This window comes from Nocardia sp. NBC_01499 (assembly GCF_045040275.1).
Classification (GTDB): Bacteria; Actinomycetota; Actinomycetes; order Mycobacteriales; family Mycobacteriaceae; genus Nocardia.
This window is the reverse complement of record NZ_CP109426.1, coordinates 10,197,317-10,218,672: the sequence shown is the minus strand read 5'-3', so window position 1 is coordinate 10,218,672 and position 21,356 is coordinate 10,197,317. Positions and strand designations below refer to the sequence as shown.

Annotated in this window: 20 protein-coding genes and 1 pseudogene; 9 read left to right on the top strand and 12 right to left on the bottom strand. The window is 65.2% G+C overall.

From position 1 onward, the window contains the following. Positions 1 to 21: 21 nt before the first annotated feature. Positions 22 to 1,794 (top strand): AMP-dependent synthetase/ligase, encoded by a 1,773-nt coding sequence (locus tag OG203_RS45945; RefSeq protein WP_405163489.1) that lies wholly within the window; start codon positions 22 to 24, stop codon positions 1,792 to 1,794. Between the two features lie 124 nt (positions 1,795 to 1,918). Further along, on the top strand, positions 1,919 to 2,413 hold the full coding sequence (locus OG203_RS45940; protein WP_405163488.1) for a phosphoribosyltransferase: 495 nt from the start codon (positions 1,919 to 1,921) through the stop codon (positions 2,411 to 2,413). 3 nt (positions 2,414 to 2,416) lie between these two features. On the opposite strand, the gene OG203_RS45935 is transcribed toward OG203_RS45940, so the two are convergent. The 3 genes from OG203_RS45935 to OG203_RS45925 all read right to left on the bottom strand — a co-directional run bounded on the left by OG203_RS45935 (position 2,417) and on the right by OG203_RS45925 (position 4,689). Further along, positions 2,417 to 2,809, bottom strand: a complete 393-nt coding sequence (locus tag OG203_RS45935) for a MarR family winged helix-turn-helix transcriptional regulator (protein ID WP_405168201.1) — start codon at positions 2,807 to 2,809, stop codon at positions 2,417 to 2,419. Between the two features lie 181 nt (positions 2,810 to 2,990). Further along, entirely contained in the window at positions 2,991 to 3,989 is a 999-nt protein-coding gene (locus OG203_RS45930; protein ID WP_405163487.1) for a pyridoxal phosphate-dependent aminotransferase, read from the bottom strand. Positions 3,990 to 4,293: 304 nt separating this feature from the next. Continuing rightward, the gene (locus OG203_RS45925; RefSeq protein ID WP_405168214.1) at positions 4,294 to 4,689 is read right to left on the bottom strand and encodes a hypothetical protein; all 396 of its coding nucleotides are present in this window, start codon (positions 4,687 to 4,689) and stop codon (positions 4,294 to 4,296) included. Here OG203_RS45925 and OG203_RS45920 point away from each other — a divergent pair. Beyond that, positions 4,621 to 4,851: a hypothetical protein gene (locus tag OG203_RS45920; RefSeq protein WP_405168200.1), complete on the top strand. Its 231-nt coding sequence runs from the start codon at positions 4,621 to 4,623 to the stop codon at positions 4,849 to 4,851. The genes OG203_RS45925 and OG203_RS45920 overlap by 69 nt on opposite strands. 931 nt (positions 4,852 to 5,782) lie before the next feature. Here OG203_RS45920 and OG203_RS45915 read toward each other — a convergent pair. Continuing rightward, positions 5,783 to 6,040 (bottom strand): hypothetical protein, encoded by a 258-nt coding sequence (locus OG203_RS45915; RefSeq protein WP_405163486.1) that lies wholly within the window; start codon positions 6,038 to 6,040, stop codon positions 5,783 to 5,785. A gap of 893 nt (positions 6,041 to 6,933) precedes the next feature. On the opposite strand from OG203_RS45915, the gene OG203_RS45910 reads away from it, so the two are divergent. Then, the gene (locus OG203_RS45910; RefSeq protein ID WP_405163485.1) at positions 6,934 to 7,404 is read left to right on the top strand and encodes a hypothetical protein; all 471 of its coding nucleotides are present in this window, start codon (positions 6,934 to 6,936) and stop codon (positions 7,402 to 7,404) included. A 46-nt stretch (positions 7,405 to 7,450) separates the two neighbouring features. Here OG203_RS45910 and OG203_RS45905 read toward each other — a convergent pair whose 3' ends face one another. From OG203_RS45905 to OG203_RS45880, 6 genes are all read right to left on the bottom strand, one after another. Then, positions 7,451 to 8,590 (bottom strand): DUF6545 domain-containing protein, encoded by a 1,140-nt coding sequence (locus OG203_RS45905; protein ID WP_405163484.1) that lies wholly within the window; start codon positions 8,588 to 8,590, stop codon positions 7,451 to 7,453. Positions 8,591 to 8,636: 46 nt separating this feature from the next. Next, entirely contained in the window at positions 8,637 to 9,110 is a 474-nt protein-coding gene (locus OG203_RS45900) for a hypothetical protein (RefSeq protein ID WP_405163483.1), read from the bottom strand. Positions 9,111 to 9,437: 327 nt separating this feature from the next. Then, positions 9,438 to 10,229, bottom strand: a complete 792-nt coding sequence (locus OG203_RS45895; protein WP_405163482.1) for a 3-oxoacyl-ACP synthase — start codon at positions 10,227 to 10,229, stop codon at positions 9,438 to 9,440. Continuing rightward, the gene (locus OG203_RS45890) at positions 10,229 to 10,900 is read right to left on the bottom strand and encodes an SRPBCC family protein (protein WP_405163481.1); all 672 of its coding nucleotides are present in this window, start codon (positions 10,898 to 10,900) and stop codon (positions 10,229 to 10,231) included. The genes OG203_RS45895 and OG203_RS45890 overlap by 1 nt, the downstream gene beginning before the upstream one ends. Continuing rightward, positions 10,897 to 12,597 carry a thiamine pyrophosphate-binding protein gene (locus OG203_RS45885; protein ID WP_405163480.1) on the bottom strand — a complete coding sequence of 567 codons (1,701 nt, stop codon included), beginning with the start codon at positions 12,595 to 12,597 and terminating at the stop codon, positions 10,897 to 10,899. The genes OG203_RS45890 and OG203_RS45885 overlap by 4 nt, the downstream gene beginning before the upstream one ends. Before the next feature lie 199 nt (positions 12,598 to 12,796). Beyond that, a complete protein-coding gene (locus OG203_RS45880) occupies positions 12,797 to 13,075 on the bottom strand; it encodes a hypothetical protein (protein ID WP_364736101.1) in 279 nt (92 codons plus the stop codon). Between the two features lie 508 nt (positions 13,076 to 13,583). Here OG203_RS45880 and OG203_RS45875 point away from each other — a divergent pair. The 3 genes and pseudogenes from OG203_RS45875 to OG203_RS45865 all read left to right on the top strand — a co-directional run bounded on the left by OG203_RS45875 (position 13,584) and on the right by OG203_RS45865 (position 16,753). Further along, complete coding sequence (locus OG203_RS45875; RefSeq protein ID WP_405163479.1) at positions 13,584 to 14,411, top strand: SAM-dependent methyltransferase; 828 nt, start codon at positions 13,584 to 13,586, stop codon at positions 14,409 to 14,411. 100 nt (positions 14,412 to 14,511) lie between these two features. After that, a pseudogene (locus tag OG203_RS45870) lies at positions 14,512 to 16,094 on the top strand (carotenoid oxygenase family protein). 29 nt (positions 16,095 to 16,123) lie between these two features. Continuing rightward, on the top strand, positions 16,124 to 16,753 hold the full coding sequence (locus tag OG203_RS45865; RefSeq protein WP_405163478.1) for a TetR/AcrR family transcriptional regulator: 630 nt from the start codon (positions 16,124 to 16,126) through the stop codon (positions 16,751 to 16,753). A gap of 19 nt (positions 16,754 to 16,772) precedes the next feature. Here OG203_RS45865 and OG203_RS45860 read toward each other — a convergent pair whose 3' ends face one another. Further along, on the bottom strand, positions 16,773 to 17,792 hold the full coding sequence (locus OG203_RS45860; RefSeq protein WP_405163477.1) for an NADP-dependent oxidoreductase: 1,020 nt from the start codon (positions 17,790 to 17,792) through the stop codon (positions 16,773 to 16,775). A 252-nt stretch (positions 17,793 to 18,044) separates the two neighbouring features. Here OG203_RS45860 and OG203_RS45855 point away from each other — a divergent pair, with 252 nt between their 5' ends. Both OG203_RS45855 and OG203_RS45850 read left to right on the top strand, forming a co-directional pair. After that, positions 18,045 to 18,773 (top strand): LGFP repeat-containing protein, encoded by a 729-nt coding sequence (locus tag OG203_RS45855; RefSeq protein WP_405163476.1) that lies wholly within the window; start codon positions 18,045 to 18,047, stop codon positions 18,771 to 18,773. A 131-nt stretch (positions 18,774 to 18,904) separates the two neighbouring features. Then, positions 18,905 to 19,630 carry an LGFP repeat-containing protein gene (locus OG203_RS45850; protein ID WP_405163475.1) on the top strand — a complete coding sequence of 242 codons (726 nt, stop codon included), beginning with the start codon at positions 18,905 to 18,907 and terminating at the stop codon, positions 19,628 to 19,630. A 123-nt stretch (positions 19,631 to 19,753) separates the two neighbouring features. On the opposite strand, the gene OG203_RS45845 is transcribed toward OG203_RS45850, so the two are convergent. Further along, complete coding sequence (locus OG203_RS45845) at positions 19,754 to 21,193, bottom strand: alpha/beta hydrolase family protein (protein ID WP_405163474.1); 1,440 nt, start codon at positions 21,191 to 21,193, stop codon at positions 19,754 to 19,756. Positions 21,194 to 21,356: the final 163 nt, after the last annotated feature.

Below are 21,356 nucleotides of genomic sequence, written 5' to 3'. Positions count from 1 at the left end.
CCCATCGACCCAGGAGATCGTATGCCCACCTTCGCTTCCGCCGCGTCCACACTGTGCGAGGCGTTCCAAGCTACCGTCGCACGCGATCCGGACAAGGTCGCCGTGCGCACGCTCGGCGACCGGAGCACCCTCACCTTCCGCGAGTGGGACGAGCAAGTCCGTTCGCTCGCCGCGGGTTTCGCCGCACTCGGCGTGCGCCACGGTGATCGGGTCGCGCTGCTGATGACCAACCGGCCGGAGTTCTATCCGATCGACGTCGCCCTGCAACACCTCGGCGCCACACCGTTCTCGGTCTACAACACCTCCTCCCCCGAGCAGCTGAACTACCTGCTCACCGACTCCGGCGCCAGCATCGTCGTCTGCGAAACGCAGTACGCCGCAGCAGTATTCACGGGCAAGGAGGGCACCCGCGTCGAGCACGTCGTGTGCATCGACGGCACACCGGACGGCACCATCACCCTGGACGAGGTCAAGGCCCGCGGCCTGCAAGGTTTCGACTTCGACTCCGCTTGGCGCGCAGTACAACCCGACGACACCCTGACCCTCATCTACACCTCGGGCACGACCGGAAGCCCGAAGGGCGTGCAGCTCACCCACGCCAACATCATCGCCATGGTCGACGGCACCGAACTGCTCATGAACGCGACCCCGGACGAACGGATGATCTCCTTCCTGCCGTCCGCGCACGTGGCCGACCGCTGGTCGAGTCTCTATGTGCTGCAGGTGATCGGCAACCAGGTGACCACCTCCGCCGACCGTGCCGAGTTCGCCGCGACACTGGCCGATGCCCGCCCGACGCTGTTCGGCGCGGTCCCGCAGGTGTGGCAGAAGCTCAAGGCCGGAATCGAAGCCAAGGTGGCCGAGGCCACCGGAGTCAAAGCGGCCCTGGCGAATTGGGCGCTGACGGTCGGCCGCACCGCGTCCGACGCCCGGCTCGACGGCAAGCCGGTCTCGCCGATCCTCGCGCTGCAGGAGCGTCTCGCCGACGCGCTGGTGCTGTCGAAGCTACGCGCCGCGGTCGGTCTCGCCGATGTGCGCCTTGCCCTTTCGGGCGCCGCTCCCATTTCCTCGGACGTGCTGCGCTTCTTCAACGGCGTCGGCATCGCGGCCTCGGACGCGTGGGGCATGTCGGAGCTGTCCGGCATGGCGACCATGAGCCCGCCGGGACAGGTCCGCCTCGGCACCGTCGGTAAAATCGTGCCGGGCAATGAGATTCGGATCGCCGAGGACGGCGAGGTGCTCGTGCGCGGCCCGATCGTCATGAAGGGCTATCTGAACAAGCCCGACCAGACCGCCGAGGCCATCGACGCCGACGGCTGGGTGCACAGCGGCGATATCGGCGCACTCGACGACCACGGCTTCCTGCGGATCGTGGACCGCAAGAAGGAACTGATCATCAACGCGAGCGGAAAGAACATGTCGCCCAGCAATATCGAGAACTGGATCAAGGCGTTCGCGCCGCTGATCGGTCAGGCCGTGGCGATCGGCGACGACCGCAAATACAACGTCGCGCTGATCGCCCTCGATCCGGACACCGCCGCGGCGTACGCGGACCGGACCGGTGTCGCCCTCGATTCCGCCGTGCTCGCCAAGGATCCCGGCGTCCACCAGATCGTGGCCGACGCTGTCGCCCAGGCTAATTCGAAGCTGTCGCGGGTCGAGCAGATCAAGAAGTTCACCATCGTGCCCGACTTCTGGCAGCCGGGCAGCGAGGTGCTTACCCCGACCATGAAGCTGCGCCGCAAGCCGATCAACGAGCGCTACGCCGCCGACATCGAGGAGCTCTACTCCTGAACCACCCTCGCTCGGGCTGCGCACGAGCACCCGGTCGCCGACGCATTAGGGGATCGTGGGGACGGCCACAGTGTGGCTACTCGTATGCTCTGTGCGCAGTCGAGTCGAGGGAGATGGAGGATCCATGGCGGATCGGGAAGTGCTGAGCTGGGAGTTGTTCGGATCGGCGAGTCGGGAGTTGGCGACCACGATCGCGGACGACGGGTTCGAGCCCGATCTGATCCTGTCGATCGCGCGCGGCGGGCTGTTCGTGGCCGGTGCGCTCGGTTACGCGCTGGACGTGAAGAACCTGCACGTGATGAACGTGGAGTTCTACACCGGCATCGACCAGCGCCTCGACCTGCCGGTGATGTTGCCGCCGGTGCCGCAGGCGGTCGACCTGGCCGGCGCGACCGTCCTTGTCGCCGACGACGTGGCCGATACCGGCGCCACCCTCAAGCTGGTGCGCGACTTCTGTGAGGACCACGTCGCGGAGGTCCGCTGCGCGGTGATCTATCAGAAGCCGCGCTCGGAGGTCGAGTGCGAATACGTGTGGAAGCACACCGACCGCTGGATCAACTTCCCGTGGTCGACCGAGCCGCCGGTGGTGCAGCGGCAGGTCAAGGTGCTCGACGCGTAACCGCTACTCGGCGTTCTTCCGGTCGCCCGCGATCGCGTCGAGCCGCTCGCCGAGCGCGTTGACCTGATCGCGCAGGGCGATGAGGTTGTCCAGCGGATAGCCGACCGACTCCATCACGGACTCGATCATCTCCCTGGCCTGGCGTTGCAGCGCGAGACCCGCTTCGGTCGCGCGGAGTTCGACCGAGCGGCGGTCGTGCGCGCTGCGCACGCTCTCCACGAAACCGTGTGACTGTAGTCGCTGGATCAGCGGCGAGACGGTGCCGTAGTCCAGGCGCAGTTGTTCGCCCAGTTCCTTCATCGTCATGCCGGGCCGTTCCCACAGGGCTAGCAGGGCCAGATACTGGGGGTAGGTGATCTCCATCGCCTCGAGGAACGGCCGGTAGGCGGCGGTCATCGAGCGCGAGGTCGAGTACAGGGCGAAACACAGTTGGTTCGCCAGCGACAGCAGGTCGTGGTCGGAGTCCCCGGCGGTTGCGGTGGTGCCCGGCGTTGCGGCCGGTTCGACACGCACCGCGGAACTGGGATGCGCTACTTCGGGCATACCTGCACTGTACGCACTGCGGCCAGCGAATTTCTCACCGTGCGGCAGTGACGACCGCCTCCGTTGCCGCGGTGTCGCCCACGGTGATCCTGATGCCGGTGGCGCAGTGTTTGACCTGAATGCCGTCGCGGGCGAAACCCGCGCGCAGCCGGTCGAGTTCGGCGGGGGCGCAGCCGGACAGGTAGACGAAGTTCGCGGCGCTGGTCGGCACGCGGTAGCCGAGCTCGCGCAGGCCCGCGGTGAGCCTGCCGCATTCGCGGGTGATCGTCTCGGTGCGCACCGCCAGTTCGTCCTCAGCGGCGTAGCAGGCGCGGACACCCGCCTCGGCCAGCGCTGTCATCCCAAACGGCAACTGCCAGCGGCGAATTCGGGCGATCACCGGCGCCGAACCGAAGGCGTAGCCGACGCGCAGCGCGGCGAGGCCGTAGGCCTTGGAGAAGGTGCGCATCACCACCAGATTGGGGTGCCGTTCGACCAGCGCGGCGGTATCCACGCGGTCGCCGGGCGGCACGAAATCGATGTACGCCTCGTCGAAGACGACGGTGACCGACGGGTCGGTGCGCTCGAGGAACTCGACGAAGGCACCGTGCCTGATGCAGGTGCCGGTGGGATTGTGCGGACTGCACAGAACGACGACGGCCGTGTGCCTGTCGATGGCGGCCGACATCGCCGCCAAATCCTGATGGCCATTGTGCGTCAAGGGCACTTCTACGACCTTGCCGCCGACCGTGTCGGTCAGCAGCGGGTAGCCGTCGAAGGTCGGCGTCGCCATCACCACGCCCGCACCGGGCGTGACGAACTCCTGCAGGATATGCATGATCACGCCGGTCGCGCCCGCGCCGACCACGACGCGCTCCGGTGCGTACCCGAGCCGTTCCGCGATCAGGCCGGGCAACGTGCGCGGCAGGAACTCCGGATAGCGGTTCGCGGCGACCAGCGCGCCCGTCAACGCCGCCCGCACCGAGGGCAGTGGGCCGTACGGATTCTCATTGAGCGAAAGCTGGTGGCCGAGTTGCACAGTCTGCACAGTCATCGGCTCCTCAGCGCAAGTTCGGTGCCGCAGTCGCCATGGCCAACGCCGGGCACACCGACCGACACAGCGGTGCCACCGCAAACTATACAGGCGCACACATCGAGGAAGTCGCGGCCGCCCCCTCCGCCCTGACCGGCGAAACCTCATCCGCTCCTGACCATGGCTACATGTTCAGCGCTCTCGGACTGCATACAACACACGCTATGCGCCGCAGGTCATTTCACGCCCAACCGCCGAAGACCGAGCTGACCGGACCAACAATCCATCCGACCGGGTTGACGAAAACCATGGACCTCCGATCTTGCTAAGAGGCAAGCTGAGCCCGAAAATCAGCTTCAACTACAGCACCCGATTGAGAGACCATGACGGAGTGAATGGTGGATGGCCCGATCGACTTGTAGTACGCCCCTTTACCGTCAACGACGCCCACCTGGTGGCCAGCTGGGAGTACGGCGGCCCCTGACAGATCTACGACCTGGCTGATGACCACGAACTGCCAAGTGCCGCAGACGGTTACATGGCTGTTGCTGATGCCGCCACAGACCGTATTGTCGGGTTCTTCTGCAGCGGACCAGAGGCACGGGTGCCCGGCCTTGATGAAGACCCCAACACGATCGACCTTGGTGTCGGCATGGAACCGAGATGGGTCGGCAGAGGTCACGGCTCGCACTTCGGCAGCGCCGTGCTCAGTCAAATCCACCGAGAACAACCCTCGACTCCTGTTCGCGTAGCCATCCAACAGTGGAACACCCGGAGCAGAAAACTAGTTCGTCGGCTCGGATTCGTTGAGCGCGAACAGCATAAGTGCGTTCAGAACGGTCGACTCGTCACCTATGTCGTGGCGATACTGTCCCTTACGTAGGCTGCCGCTCGTTCGGGCAAGGAATGGCCCTCCGATTCCGCTGAGAGTCAGGCTGCAGCGAGTTCTGGTGGGTTAGTGGCGGGTTGGCCGAATGCCTTCATTGGGTCGTAGGACTGGCGGGTCTGCAGGCAGTAATAGAGCTGGCCGAGCGTCTCATTGAACAGGTGCCGCACTGCTGGTGCATGCCGGTCGCCGTGGTCGCGGCGCCATTGGTAGTGCTGCTGAGCGGGCCACGGTTCATGAGCATCGTTGTGGCCCAGACCCATCTGCGGCGGCCAGGCAGTCGTTCTTTATCCGCCGGCGAGTAATGGAGATGACCTTGCCCTATGACCTGGTCACGGGCGCGGATCCGCCATAGGCCTTCAACGCGCGAACGTCGAAGAATCAACTGTGGTCATCGCCTAGCTCGGCAAGCAGCTGTTCGCGATCCAGCGCACTCGCACGGCACCCGTCTGCGTCCGAGCTCCCGTTATCAGAGATGTCCGTTCGGGCTCGAACCACGAGCAATCTCACCCGTTCACGGCGGCCGGCCCCGGAAGACCACCGTGCCAACCGGATCCGGCCATCGCCATCGCTAGGTCCGCGGCATTCTGCGAGGGCTGCCGCCCCCGTGTAACCCAAGCGACCCTGGCAACGACACTAAATCGGCCCGGCAACGGCACCTGCTGCCTATGGTGAGGGATCACAGTCCCGAGACACCCGAGAGGTCACCCTGCCAGACCCGAACGATCAACCAACGGTTCGATCGTTCGCAGATAAGTAGGGACACTCCCGACCGACTCTGAGCGCGAGGGTCGTCGGGGTCCAGGCCCTGATCCCTCGGCGATCGCTGCGGCGACCCCATGCCGACGAAGGTGACCTGTTGGGCGTGACACACTGCGGCAGTCGAGGTTCAATGTCCTCGGCAAGTATTAACCACGGACCTGTGTTATCACCGGTTCAGATCCTCACCTAGATGCCAGCGTAAGATCGCCAGAATCGTTGTCGCGAAACGCATCTGCACCACCGACTGTTCGTCGATGAGGATCGGGCCACCCAGGTCGAGAACGGAAATTACCGGGGCTTCGGGGCGAAGCCGATCGACGATGACGATGGTCTGACAGACTTCGCGGTCGTTCTGCCGGTATTCGATGCGCCCTTCGGTCTCCCTGCGGATTCGTCCGTGGTCGACGCGTGGCGCCTTGACCATGAACTCTTAGTGCGTCCGCTGGCTCCGTGTTCGGCATCGTAGGCAGTCCGGTATTTGCAGATGGGCACGAGTTCGGCGATCGTTGCCGACGTCGCCCCTCGCTTGGCCGATTCGACTTTGAATAGAACACGGCGGGCCGCTTCAAGCGTTCGGCGACCCCTGTCTGGGTAAGCCCGACCTCATTGCGGTGGTCCTGCAAGATCTCCCCGATGGAGGTGTAGCAATCGGCACCTGTTTGCGTGGCCGGGGCTGCGCATCGGTACGCACCGATTACTCGGCGTTGCTGGGTGCATCCCCTCCGTGCACCCTCTCAACGTTCTCACCTGCCATCGGGCTCTCCCGCCCGCGGCGACGGAGATGGCTGCGGGCTTGGTTGGCGCGAGGCGCGCGACGCTACGGCGGAAACCACTACCAGCGCCGCGTACGCAACTACCAACGCGTCTTGTTCTCAGCGGTGGGAGACTCCTATCTCATCTACAGCATGGATCTTGACTAGAAGCTAAATGGAATATTTATTGAATGTCAATAGAATGTCTGTAGACCGCCGATCGTGCTGGCCACCCGGCCCATGTGGAGATCTCGCTGGCTGCGCGCCACGGTAGGAGTCGGTGGACGATCTCCAGCGGAACTCTGCCCCCGGAATGGTTACGCCCGCTGTGCGGATCCAACTCGACCAGGCGAGATAGGCATCCAGGTGGCACGCGGCCGTCGATTGTGCTATCAGCCCGTCGCCGTCGTTCGGCGATTGGCGGCGGTCGTAGATCTCCACGTGCAAACCGAAGCGGTTGGCGACGTTCGAGCTGACACTCAGCGTAACTATCGGACGGAGAATTTCGATGGAACGCCGATAGAACGGATGTGACCAGGACCAGTCCCCGGTAGGATTACCCTCCATGGATGAGGAACACTTGCGGAAACGATTCGGCGAGAGGGTGAAACACCGCCGCGAAAATGTGCTTGGCCTCTCCATGAAAAAGGTCAGCGACCGCGACGGTCCCTCGCTCCAACGCCAGGTGACCCTTGAGGACGGTCGCGGACCTAACCCGAGTTCAGCCTCATTCGCAAAGATCGAGGCGGCTCTGCAGCTCAAGCCCGGCACGGCACGGGCGTCATTCCGCAACGACGCAGACCTCGTCCCGATTGACGAACCGGTGTACACCGCGCAGCAGGTAGCGCACCTACTCGAACTCCAGCGCGCCTCGATCGAGCTCCAGCGCGTCCTGACCGAGAAGGGTTTGACCAACTGGGCTGCGCGCGGGCTGACAGCTGGCGGAGGTGACGGGCTCACGGTCAGCTATGAGGGCATCGTTGAGCTCACTGAGACGCTCAAAAAGCTTCCAGACTCTCGACGAGAACAAATTTGAGACTTCAGACCGCGGTCCTGTGGCCCCGACACCCGACGCTGGTGGACTAGGACGTCTCAGACACGACCCCATGGGTAGCAGATGGCGCCGAACACAGTAGCGATCGCGCGGGCGCCCAGAAGCGAAGCAGCACGTCCACATCGGGCGCCACAGGCCGGTGGTTGTTCGGCGGAGCTGTTGAGCTGCCGTCGCCACTGTCGAGTCGCTGGGCGGCAATGACCAGTGCGGCGACTTCACTCATGCTCTTGCGCTCGGTCTCGTCGATAGTGGTCGTGAGCAGTTCTTCGACGGCGATCGGCAGCGGCCTGGTGTATCTGGCGATGACTTTCGCGGCGTCGCCGATCTCGATGTGTCTGCGGTTCAGGCGTTCTGCGGGTCCTCTGTTCCAGCGATCGTTCCATCGCAGCACCAGCACGACCTCGGGTGCGGCCGCCGTCAGCTCTCGCCACAGTGGACGTAGCTGCCGCAATCGCATCAGCTGGGCCCCTGCTCGTAGCGACGGAGAGATGAACGCGACGAAGAACAGTGCTCCGATATACAGCTGCGGCTCCCCGGAGGCGAACCAGTCGCTGGCGAGGTTGTAGCCGTCGCGGATGAACTCGGTGTCAATGCCCGCCGCACCCAACCCGGCGAAAAGCGGCAGCGCTATTACGGGAAGCCCGCTAACCACGGCGGCAATGACCAGGATGAATAGCCCGACTCGTTCATACTGAGTCGTCGTATGCCGCCATAGGGTAAGCATGAGCCGACTGATGTAAGGCGACACCGCCATCGGCAGCGCCCAGCACAACCCGACGTAGACCCCGTAGCGCCAGCCGCCGTAGTCGGCGATCGAAATCCCCTGCGACCGTGCCGGAGTACTCAAGACGAGGAAGGCCGCGCCGATGGCCACCGCGAATGCGATCGCGCTCCGGAATCCGGCGCGGTATCGGACGGGCCCGTATTCATACAGTAGGAACAGCCCCAGTCCAGCCGCCCACGCCGCAACGGTTGTCCAGTGCCACACGTCGAAAATCGTTGGTAAACCCCCCGGTACCCAGCGTTCCAGTTGGCGGGCGATGGTGGGTTCTCGCAACATCACCCCGACAGCGGTTATCGTCGCCCAGATGTTGATCAGGTGATCTTCATGCGACGCGCGACGCACCAACAGGATCCGGCTCGACGCTATGACGACAATGAGCGCCATCGCCGAGAAGGTGATCCAGGTAGGAGATTGCTCAGGCCACATCCAATCAGAACAGCTTCAACAGTGGAACACGGCGCTGTTCGTCGCTGCGGCGAGTCATGGGTAGGACCATCGTTGCCAATAGCTCCGCGTAATACTCTTCGTTCCTGCGGTAACCATGGGCCCCACGCGCGCTGCGGATCATGCTCGGGTCGTGGTCACCCAGGTCGACACCAGCCAGCATGCTCACGAGTTCGTCAGCCGACGAATCCCGACCGTGTTCGAGCAGCATATGTCCCAGCTCATGGACGACGACGTGCGCGTCGTCTGGATCCTGGAGCAGGATTACATCGTAGTCGGCTGCCGCCAGCCACAATCCACACAAACCCGGCGGTACCGCCACCGGCAACGGCAACCGCATGATCGGCCGCCCCCGGACCCGTTCTACCTCGGCGAAGAGATCCTCGACAGTCCAGTCGAAGTGTTCTGCGCTGGTCAGGTTCCGCAGCGAACGCCGCCTCTCCAGCAGACCCTGCTCCAAGTCGTCGACCAGAACGCGCAACCGAGCGCGCGCGGACCTTGCTGACCACCTTCGTCGAAAGCCCACGTCAAATCCCGCCCGGCTCGAACGAGGACCGCGGAGTCAACGATAGTGGTGGTTGTGCGGCGTTCATCTCATCTACTCCCACCTCTGCCCCGGCGAATGCGGCTTGCTCTTGACCAAAGAGCATATCCGCGGGAACCACTTCCCGAAGCAGCTACCGGTTGCCGACATCGGCAGACACCGGTAGGCAGGAGACACAATCCCTGCAGCCACTGGGTTTCTTGATGCAATCGACATCGGTCCGCGAGCGAAATTCTAGGCGAGCTAGCCCGCGACGAGCAGATTGTCCAGTTCGTCCGAGCGCACGCCGATGCGGGCGCAGACGGCCTGCGCTGCCTCGGGGACGATGCGGTTGCCGCGGGCAAGGACTTTCGCGATCTTGGATTCAGTGAAGCCGACGTGCATCTGGCCCGCGCCCGCTTCCCAGTACTTGCGCGGCGGATCGGCGACGACCGTCATTTGTCCGGCGAATTCGGGGAGGTGGCGTGTCTCGATATCGAGAATCGGTGAGTCACCGGATTTCACGAGCAGGCCGATGCCCGCGCCGTCGCCGGGAATAGCGGCCTGCGGCTTGCCCCGCACCTGCTCCTGAGTGAAGACCTGTCCCGCGACATTCTGCACGGTCACGATCAACGCGGAGCGGGCGGTGCTGCTCAGCATGATCTGCTTGGCGATCTTCATGCCGTAGACGAAGGCGGCGCAGCCACCGTTGTGCAGGTCGATCAACCATTCCGGACTGATGCCGAGCCGCGCGGCGACCTCTCCCCCGCTGCCGACAATGCCGATCTCGGGCAGCTGTGTATGCACGATGAGAATATCGATCTCACTGAGGAATTCGCTGCCGCGGCGTTCGAGCATCGGTGCAATGGCCTGTTCGGCCATATCGGCGGGAGTTTCGCCGGGGGCGATGTGGTGGCGGAACGGCGGCGACTTGAACATCGCGTTGGAGATGTTGTCCTCGGGATCCGCGTAGCGGGTGAAATAGTCCGCGGTGACGCGGTTTTTGGGTAGGTAGCTGGAAACGTCGGCGAGGCTGATGGTGTCGGTCGTGCCCATCAGTTCATCCACTCCGGCTTGATCGGCTCACCCTTGGCGTTGCGGTGTTCGCATATCGCCTTCAGATTGCGCAGTTCCAGCAGATGACCCGCGTAGAAGAGGTTCCAGAAGTCGCCGACCCAGACCGGGCGATCCGCCGGTGCGGTGTCCGGGTAACCGTTCTCGTCGTAGAACGGGTGGTGACAATTGGTCCACACGACGACCGATCCCGGCTTGTTCAATACCACCTGCGCGTCGAGGACCCGCATCAGGTAGACCATCCAGAGGTGGTCGGGCTGATCCCAAGCGCAGTGGTAGTCGACGGTGCGGGCGGCGGCATTCGCGACGGTGCGGGTGTAGATGCGCGTGTGCTCGCCGATGCGGTCATCGGACACCCAGAGGTCCGGCTCTGCGGTGCGCTCGAAACCGCGCATGCTGTAAGTCCATTCGCACAGACTGCGGGTATCGGCGAGGTACTCGAACACCTCGTCCGGCGGTGCCTCAACGTACTCGTTGACGGTGCAGAACTGTCCGTAGACCTCGTCGTGCGGATACACGGCGCGGGTCATGTCGAGGACGATCGGCATGCCTTCTTTGACGCTGATGTTCTCGATCCGGTACACACCGGGGACATCGATGTCGGGCGCCTCGATGGGCTCGGCCTTGATCGTGGTCGGCGCGATGTCGGTCATGCGGAGAGCTCCTTCAAGAACGGTGCGAACGGTGGCATTTCGTCTGGGTCACAAAGGATTTCGATGAATACGGGTCCTGTCGCGTCGCGGGTCTGGTCGAGCGCGGCTTCGAATTCCGCGCGCGTGTCAGTGGAGTAGGCCGGAATGTGCGGGAACATCGCGGCGACCGCGGCACCGATGCGCGCGGGTCCGAACCTGTTGTAGGTGTAATCGCCGGAGTAGTAGAGCTGTTCGCGGGTCACGCACATCGCGTGCGCGTTGTTGTTGAAGATCACGAAGGTCACCGGCACGTGATGTTCGACGGCCGTGTGCACTTCGTGGCCGTGCATGAAGTACGCGCCATCGCCGGCGATGACGAAGGTCCTGCGGCGGCGGCCGAGCGCGCTGCCGATGCCGGCACCGAACGCGTACCCCATGCCACCCATGCCGAGGGCGATGACGAAGCGGCTGTCGGGTGGCACCGGCATGTGGTGCACGGCCGCCGCGCCGGTATTGCCCGCGTCGACAACCACATCCGTGCCCGGTGCGAGCCGGTCGTTCAGCGCCTCGATCGCGTCGAGGTAGCGCACGCCCGGTCCGGTCGCGGGCGGAACGCGCAGCGCGGGTGGGCGGACCGGCCGCAGCGGTTCATATCCGGAGAATGTGGTCGATGCGGCCGACGCCACCTCCAGCAGCCTCAGGCGCAGCGGCCCTGGTAGCCAGGCATCGGTCCGGACGAACGCCGGGTCGGTGCCGACATGCAACACTCGCGGGCACTTCGCAAGGGCCGCTTCGATTCCCGCGCGGGCCATCACCGGCATCGGCGTACCGACCAGCACGCACAGTGCGGCAGTTTCAATGAGCTCGGCCACCCGAGGATGACCCATGCTGCCCGCGATGCCCGCGAACAGCGGGTGACTGTTCGGGAACGCATCCTTGGCATCGGGTGTCACGGCCACCACGGCTCGCAGCGCGGACGCCATGACGACGAGTTCGTGTCTGGCATCGGCGCGGGCCACCTCGGGACCGGCGATGATCACCGTAAGGCCTTTGCCCGCAGCGGAACCGACGAGCGCGAGCGCCGCGTCGCATGGTTGCGGCTCATCGTGAGCCAAGCTCAGTCCGTCTCGCACGAAAGTGCCTGGGTCCGGCGCGGTTTGAATATCCTTGGGCAGCAACAACACTGCGGGTCCGCCCGCCATCGCGGCGTCGATCGCCTGACCGACCGCCGCGGTGACATCCTCGGCCCTGGTGAGCTTTACACAGAATCGCGCCACCGAGCCGAACAGCTGCTCCGCATCGATCCGACCGGCACCACCACTGGTGTCCTGAAATGCTCCGCGCCCTTCGAGTGCGAGCGGCGGCTGCCCGACCAGAGCTAGCACCGGAACTCGCGAGTCGAACGACTCCCCCAGTGCGGCAATAAGATTCAGAGCGCCGCCACCGGAAGTAGCGGCGACGACGCCGAGCCGGTTGGTGGTGCGCGCATAACCGTCGGCCATTGTCGCGGCACCGAACTCGTGCTTGGCGACGATCCCGTGAATCGGTGCGGTGCTGCGGTGCAGCGCGTCGTAGATGTCTTCGATATTCGCGCCGCCGACTCCGAAAACGTGGTCACTGCGTTCGGCGATCAGGTCGACAATGCGGTCGGCGACGGACATTCGGTGCTTGACGGCGGTCTTACTCGCCGCTTCCAAAATAGATCGCGTGCGATTCATCGCACACAATGTATCTGAGACAGTCGGGTTCACACAATGTGACTTGCATCACAGTAAAATGGAAATGGCTTGTTGCACAACAACTTTGAATAAGCGACCAAAGGTTGTTCCGGTGCCCAAGTCAACCAGGCGGCGACACAACCGAACCCGGCTCAACGAGATCGACCCCGCCGAGCCGGTAACAACAGGTCGTGCCGGATCAGCCGATCACGGAGTTCATGATCGTGCCCGCGCTGGTGGCCACCGCGCCACCCGCCATCGCGCTGGCGATCATCTTCGGCGACTGCAAACCGCCGCCGTTCCACTTCTCCCACGCGAACCGACCGCCGCCGTAGGTGATGGCGGTGATACCGGACAGCTGGACAAGCCAGGTGAAGTAGCGGCCCATTTGCAGCAATTTGTCCGCCAGTGGAGGCGCCTCCGGTGTCGGATTACCGACCTCCGCAAGAACGGTGTCGTGTAGCGCGGCGAGAATCATGCTCACGTTCGTGCTCCTTTTCGCAGGCTGAGGTGGGTCCGGACACGAGCAATCGCGGTGTAGTCGCTAATGACTCGGATATCGAAGAAATCGCGCCGCCGAAGAATTCGACGACACCTACGGCACGACGGCGCTATCTATCGCTGCGGGCTCGTGCCATGTCGTCTCCTGCTTTCCGCTCGTCGCCGGAAAAACTCGTGACCTGGGCAATTCAACCCCATCAAGATCACGTATGCCCCGCGACACACCGGACAAACGACCCACCGTCCGACCGAGCGACCACTCGGTCTGTTTGTCCGTCGAAGGCGACACGGCAGCGCGAACGGAAAAGTTCGCCGAAACCGGACCGATCCCCGAAAACACTCCCCTATCCGGCCGAATCGCCGCATGCCGAGCGTTCGCTGGAATATCCTGAGCCAGCAAGATTTGCAGTAGCAGTCGCCAACCGCAGGCGACTCGGCGGTGACCGGGCCCGACTCTCCCGCGACCGCCACAGAAGGGAATCACCATGCCGGACAGTCGTTCACAAACCACCGCTGGATTACCGACCAGGATCGATACGAGCGTCGCGCACGAGGCCCGCGTCTACGATTACTGGCTAGGTGGAAGGGACAATTATCCGGCCGATCGAGCCCTCGCCGATGCCATCGCCACGCATATCCCCGCGATCAAGACAATGGCGCGGGCCAATCGCGCGTTCCTCGGCCGCGCGGTCGACTATCTGACCAGAGAAGCGGGCATCGACCAGTTCCTCGACATCGGCACCGGTATCCCGACGGCGGGCAATACCCACGAAGTTGCCCAGCGGCTCAATCCGGCGGCCCGCGTGGTCTATGTCGACAACGATCCGATCGTGCTCGCGCACGCGCGCGCCCTGATGTCGAGCAGGGCGGAGGGCAGGACGGCGTTCATCCACGCCGACCTGCACGACCCGGCGGGCATCCTGCGCGACGACTCGCTCGGCGCCACCCTCGACCTCACCCAGCCGGTCGCCATCATGCTCGTCGCGATCATGATGTACTTCCGCGACGAGGACAACCCGCACGGCATCATCAAGAATCTCCTGGATGTGGTGCCCTCCGGCAGCTATCTCGTGATCACCCATCCCACCGCCGATTTCGACGAGCAAGCGATGTCGCGCGTAGCAGGCGCCGCCGAACAGGCCGGCATCACCTTCCACCCCCGCAGCCACGCCGAAACCGAAGCCCTCTTCGCGGGCACCGACCTCATCGCCCCCGGCGTCGTCCCCGTGGTCACCTGGCACCCCACCCCCGGCGAAGAACCCGCCGACCCTGAATCCGCCTGGTACTGGGCAGGAATCGGCCGCAAACCGTGACGGGGAGCTGATTGCGGCAACATTTCAGCTCTCCCGCAACGGGTTACGGCGGTGACTCGGTTCGTTGACGGCATCGCCAATAAAGGACACACTGTCTTTTATGGCTGAAGACAGTGTGTCCGTCGCCGCACCGGCGCTTCCTGATCATGGTGCGCCGTCACGCTTTTGGGAGAGCGTCCCCGGCGAGCAGGACGTCGAGATCACCGAGATCACCGGCACCCTGCCGCCCGACCTCGTCGGCACGCTCTACCACAACGGCGCCGGTCGCTGGAACGTCGGAACATCGCTCGTCGACAGTCTTTTCGACGCCGACGGGATGGTCACCGCGTTCTCGCTCGACGGATCGGGCGTGCGATTCCGCAATCGCTTCGTCCGGACCGAGCACTACCGGGCAGCGACCAAGGCAGGAAAGCTGGTGCACCGCGGCGTGACCCGGCAGCGCGACGGCGGCGTCCTCGCGAACGCGTTCCGGCGGCCCATGAGCACCGCCAATACCAGCGTCATGGTGACCGGCGACGCGCTCCTCTCGCTGCACGAGGTCGGACGACCACACGAACTGGACCCGGACACCCTGGAAACGCTCGGGGTGTGCGATCTCGGCGGGGTCCTGCGCGGGCCGATGGGCGCGTACTCGGCGCACCACTGCGTCGATCCGGCCACCGGCAGCAAGGTGAACTTCGGTTTCGACCCCTGCTATCCCCGCGTCGATCCGAAATGGGTGTTCGACACGCCCGATCGCGGCGAACGCGCCCGGCGGCTGCGTGAGCTGGTCGGGGAAACGATCCCGCGACTTCGATTGCGGCTCTACGAAACCGACCGCAACGGTCGAACGCGTTACCTGCGCTCCGTGCCGCTACCCGGCCTTACCCGCGTCCCGTTGATCCACGACATGGCGCTGACCGCCGCTACGCGATCTTCACCGTCTCGCCGTTCCGGATGGACCCGCTGGCGATTCTCGGCGCCAAGTCGTATTGGAAATCCATGGCCGTCAAAGACGGTGCGCCGACCTACCTGCTGCTCGCACCGCGCGACGGCGGGCGGGTCAGGGTGATCGAGGCCGAACCGTTCTTCTCGTGGCACTACGCCAACGCCTACGACGACGGCACCGATGTCGTAGTCGATATGAGTCGCTATTCGCCCGAGACCATTCCGGGCATGCAACGCTGGACCGCCGACGTCCGATCCGGTCTCGGCACGATCTACGACGACCTCGCCGCCGCGCAGCGGGCCGACTCGGTGCAGCTGGCTCGATATCGAATCAGCCTGTCCGGCCGCATGATTCGGGAACCGCTTGCCGATATCGTCTGCTATTTCCCGCAATTCGATCAGCGCCGCGCGACCACCGAGCACACGTACTCCTACGTCGTCGCGCTGTACGCCACCGCCACCGAGGGTTCCGGGATCGCACGGATCGACAACCGCACCGGCGCTGTGCAGAAGTACTGTCCGCCTGGGCATGTCATGGTCGAACCTACTTTCGTGCCGCGAGGCCCGAAGGCGGCGGAGGACGACGGCTGGGTCCTCACCGTCGGGTATGACGAAGCGGCACATCGCAGCAGGCTGATGGTCTTCGACGCCGCCCACATCGATGCCGGGCCGCTCGTGCAGGCGTGGCTGCCGTTCCATGTGCCGCTGCGCTACCACGGCACCTTCACCAGCCGGGTGCTGCGCCGCCCGGATTGACCGCCGCCGCAACCTCCTACGATTGTGCGGTGGTACAACAGCGACGCGGTCGAGGCAGACCGACCGGCTCCAGGGTCGATCCCGCCGTGCGTTACGAGGAACTGCTCGATGCCGCGGAAAGCGCCATCCGCGAGCACGGTCCGCAGGCGAGTCTGGTCGAGGTCGCGCGCCACGCCGGATTCGGCCGCTCGGCCGTCTACGCCCTCTTCCCGAGCCGGAACGCCATGCTCGCCGCGCTCAGCAAGCGACACGTCGCGCGCATTATGACCACGCTGGCCGAACGGACTCGCGGCGCGGACGATCCGCGCGAGCGGGTCAGCGCGTTCATCGACAACCTGTGCGCGTGGATCGAGGACGAGCCCCAGCTCTACCGTGCGCTCAGCGGCCACGCGTTGATGGGCGGGGACGACGAACATGGCATCTTCGAAGAGCTGGCCGACGCGACCGAGCAGGTGCTCACGAAGAACCTGCGCGAGCTCGGCGCGCCGACGGATGCCGCGGCGCCCTGGTCGCGCGCCATGATCGGCTCCACCGCCGCCGCAGCGGCATGGTGGCAACGCACCGCGACGATGTCACGGGCCGAGCTCGTGCAGCATCTGACGGTGCTGAGCTGGGGCGGCGGCGTTCGGATGCCGCTGTACCCGCCGCCGGGTGAGTGACGGCGGGTCAATTCAGTTGCTAGTCAGCGACTTTCACGACGACCTTGCCGAAGTTCTTGCCCTCGAGCAGGCCGATGAAAGCTTCGGGGGCGTTGTCTAGGCCGTCGGTGATGTCTTCGAGGTAGCGGACTTTGCCGTCGGCGATCCATTCGGTCATATCGCGCAGGAAGTCCGGGAACATCTCGTTGACGAACTCGGATTGGATGAAGCCGCGGATGGTGAGGCTCTTGACCAGGATGCGGCTGTAGAAGGCGGGGAGCTGGTCGGGGCCTTCGGGCTGGCCTGCCGCGTTGTAGTTGGCGATGAGGCCGCAGACGGGGACGCGGGCGTAGGTGTTGAGCAGCGGGTACACCGCTTCGGCGACGGGACCGGCGACGTTTTCGAAGTAGACGTCGATGCCGTCGGGCACCGCGGCCTTCAGCTGCTCGGCGAAGTCGGGGGCGCGGTGGTCGAGGGCGACGTCGAAGCCGAGTTCGTCGCGCAGGGCCGCGACCTTCTTCGGTCCGCCCGCGATGCCGACCGCGCGGGCGCCCTTGATCTTGGCGATCTGCCCGACCGCGGAGCCGACCGGGCCGGTGGCGGCGGCGACAACGACGGTCTCGCCCGCGCGCGGCTGGCCGATCTTCAGCAGACCGGAGTACGCGGTGAAACCGGGCATGCCGAGGACACCGAGCGCTGTCGACACCGGCACCTTGTCGGTATCGAGCTTGCGCAGGTGCGTGGCGGCGGCGACGTCGTGCGTCTGCCACCCCGAATACCCCTGCACCACATCGCCTTTCGCGAAGTCGGCCGCGCGGGACTCGACCACCTCGGCGACGGTGCCGCCGACCATCACGTCACCGATCTCGACCGGCTTCGCATACGACTTCGCGGCACTCATCCGACCGCGCATATACGGATCAAGGGACAGATACAGCGTTCGCAACAGCACCTGTCCTTCCTCCAGCGGCGGCAGCTCCGCGGTTTCGGTGCGGAAGTTCGCCGGGGTGGGTGCGCCCTCCGGGCGGGAAGCAAGCACGATTCTCGTCGTCTCGACCATGGATCCGAGCTTAGCCCCGGCACCGTTCACGCCCGCTCGGGCTAACGGTGGCGGCGGTGCGACCGATAGGCCGGGTGTCGGATGCCACGACAGCGGCTCTCGCACGTCGAAGGGAAGGATCAATGCACGACATCGCCGCTGCGAGTTTGCTCACTCTGGCCCCCGCTGACCTCGCTGCCGATCGGCACATGGCCGCACCCTGGTAGGGCTCCGCCCTGTCTCGTATACGACCACCTGCATAGGGAGTTTCTCTTGGCACGCCTACGCCGCACCCGCGTCGCACTGACGATGACCACCGCCGCGATGGCGGTCCTGTTGACCGCGGGCACCGCGGCCGGACGGCCGATCGGCCCGTTCGACGTCGGCGGGGCGATCGAGGTCGAATACGACCAGGCCGGTGGCGGCGGCGTCTTCGGTGACCCGGTCAACCCGGAATCCGACGCGGGCCGGGGCGGCAAGTACCAGGCGTTCGAGCGCAACGCCTCCATCTACTGGCATCCCGCGACCGGAGCACACCAGATCGGTGGTGCTATCCGCGACAAGTGGGGCAACTTCGGCTTCGAGAACGGACTGCTCGGCTACCCCGTGACGAGGGAAGAGTCGACACCGTCGAAGCCGGGCCGCTACAACCATTTCCAGGGTGGCTCGATCTACTGGTCCGTCGGCACCGCCGCGCACGAGATCGGCGGCGCGATCCGCGACAAGTGGGGTTCCTACGGCTGGGAGAACGGCGCCCTCGGGTTCCCGATCACCGACGAGGCCGCCGCCAAGAACAACGGCCGCTACAACCTGTTCGATGACGGTGCCATCTACTGGTCCTCCGGCACCGGCGCACACGTCGTCTGGGGCGCCATCCGCACCACCTGGGAAGCCAGAGCGGGCGTCAACGGCGGCTACGGCTACCCGACCAGCGACGAATACGACTACCAGAACGGCAAAGCCCAGGACTTCCAAGGTGGCCGCATCACCTGGAAGCCCTGACCCTGGTCAGCACCCATTCGTCCGATCGCCGGACCGGGCCGCCTGCGCGATGGTTGAGCCTTCATGCCATCATCGCCTACCAACGCTCCGTCCTGTCTCGTCACCGAATATCGCCTGACCGAGGAGTTCTCTTGGCCCGCCTTCGTCGTACCCACCTGACCGGATCAACGCTGGCCGCGCTGGCGGTGCTGCTCACCGCGGGCACCGCGGGCGCGCGACCGATCGGACCGTTCGATGTCGGCGGCGCGATCGAGGCCGAATACGACGCGGCAGGCGGTGGCGGCGTCCTCGGCGACCCGACCTCCCCCGAGTCCGATGCCGCCAATGGCGGCAAGTTCCAGACCTTCGACCGCAACGCCGCGATCTACTGGCACCCCGACACCGGCGCACACGAGGTCGGCGGACCGATCTTGGACAAGTGGCGCGGGCTCGGCGCGGAGAGCGGTGGCCTGCGCTACCCGGTGACCCGCGTAGAGTCCACCCCCGCGAAACCCGGCAACTTCACCCACTTCCAGGGCGGCTCGATCTACTGGTCGGTCGGCACCGCGGCGCATCAGGTCAGCGGCGTCATCCGCGACAAGTGGTACGCCCTCGGCGCGGAGAACAGCCCCCTCGGCTTCCCGATCACCGACGAGGCCCCCGCCAAGAACAGCGGTCGCTACAACCTCTTCGACGGCGGCGCGATCTACTGGTCCCAGAAAACCGGCGCGCACGCCGTCTGGGGCGCCATCCGCACCAGCTGGGAAGCCCGCGCCGGTGCCGACGGCATCTACGGCTACCCCACCGGCGACGAGTACGACTACCAGAACGGCAAGGCCCAGGACTTCCAAGGTGGCCGCATCACCTGGAAGCCCTGACCACGGTCAGCGATTGCCGAATTCCCCGATCTGGCGAGGCGGCGCGGTATTCAATTGGCGGGCAAGGGATCCTGGCCCGTAACCGGTGCGATCGGCAATTCCGGTGTGGGTTGGGGTCATTCGCTACGGCAGGAACAGTCGCCAATACAGCGCCCACGGGAGGAAAACCGCTGCGGCGACGAGAAGTAGGGTGAGTCGCACTCGCAGTACGCCGGTCACCACGGTGCGGGCGCGCCACCAGGTGAATGCAGTGGCGAGGGCGGTGAGGATGACCAGCAGGCTGAGAATATGCAGGACCAGCCAGGTAAGTGGCTGGCCGCCGAGGAAGGCGGATTCGGTCGGGCCGGCGAAGCCGAGGATCCAGACCAGATAGGCGATAGCGCCGATGACCGCGCCCAGGCCGAAGATGGTGAGCCAGCGCGCCCAGCGACGAACCGAACGGGTCTGCGAGACAACGTGATCGGCGCGCCGAAGTCGCGTGGTGAGCGGGTAGCTGAGGAATCCGAGTAGCAGCAGTGCTACTGCGGCGTTTCCGACCGGCGCGGTCTCGTACCAGGCACCGCCGCTGGGAGCGCGGCTCAACGCCTCCTGATGGGGTACCGGCCCGACGAGGCTCGATAGCGGTGGATTGCCCGCGACCACCTGATCGATCCATGCGGTGATCACATCGGCGTATCCGGGGACCATGGCGCCGAGCGGATGGCCGTCGACCACCAGGCCGCCGACCCGGTCGAAGCCGTCCGAGGTGCGGTGACCGTTGTGCCCAGCGCCAGGCACGAAACGGATTGTGGTGTGCGGATTTCCGGCCAGCGCCTGTTGGAAGATCTGCGCGCTTTCGGCGGGCGGTACCTGTGTATCGTGTTCACCCCACAGCGCGAGGACGGGCTGGTGGACCTGCCGCAGCACCGTTGCCGAATCATGATCGGCTTCCGGATAAAGCCCGAGGCCGGAAAGGAATTCGCCCCCTGGCGCGACCGCGTCCAACAGGGATCCCGAAACACCGTGGCGCCGAAGCATATTGTCGAGGCTCCAGGTCTGCTGGCGCAGCGGCGGCTGCCCGGAACCGCCGATTGTCACGATGAATGCCACCTCGGGCGACTTTGCCGCGGCCATGGGCACCACCCAGCCACCCTCGCTCAACCCCCACAGCCCGACTTTCGCCGGGTCGACGTCGGGACGGGCCCGCAAGGTCTGCACCCCGGCGAGCGCGTCATCGGCCAGTTGCGCGTAGTCCCGCTCGATTACCGAATACCCGTCCGTCCGCTTGTCATAGACCAGGGTGACGATGCCGGCTCTGGCGAACGCCTCCGCCTCGGGAACGTATTTGGCGCGCGGCCCGGGCCCGGAACCGTGCACCAGCACGATGCCTGGCCGCCGTAGCCCATCGTTCCCGGCGTTCGAAGGGAGGTACACCGTGCCGTGCAGTGTCAGCCCGTTACTCTGGAACTCGACGTCCTGCGTGCGCAAATCCTGTTGTGCGGGTTCGGCATTCGCGCCAGCGGCGAGCAGAACTCCGGTCGCGGCGAGCAGCGCGCAGACAACGGCGATCAGTATCGCCCGCAAGCTACCCCTGGTCGGCTCGACTGCCGATCGAGCATGAGGATGAAATCCGTTCATGTGAAGCAACGTATGAGGCAGCTCCTCACCGGAGATCCAGCTGCGGAGCTAGACAACGTTGTGGTGATCACCCCACAGAGTGATCGGCGGTCAGCACCGAGCAGTGGAC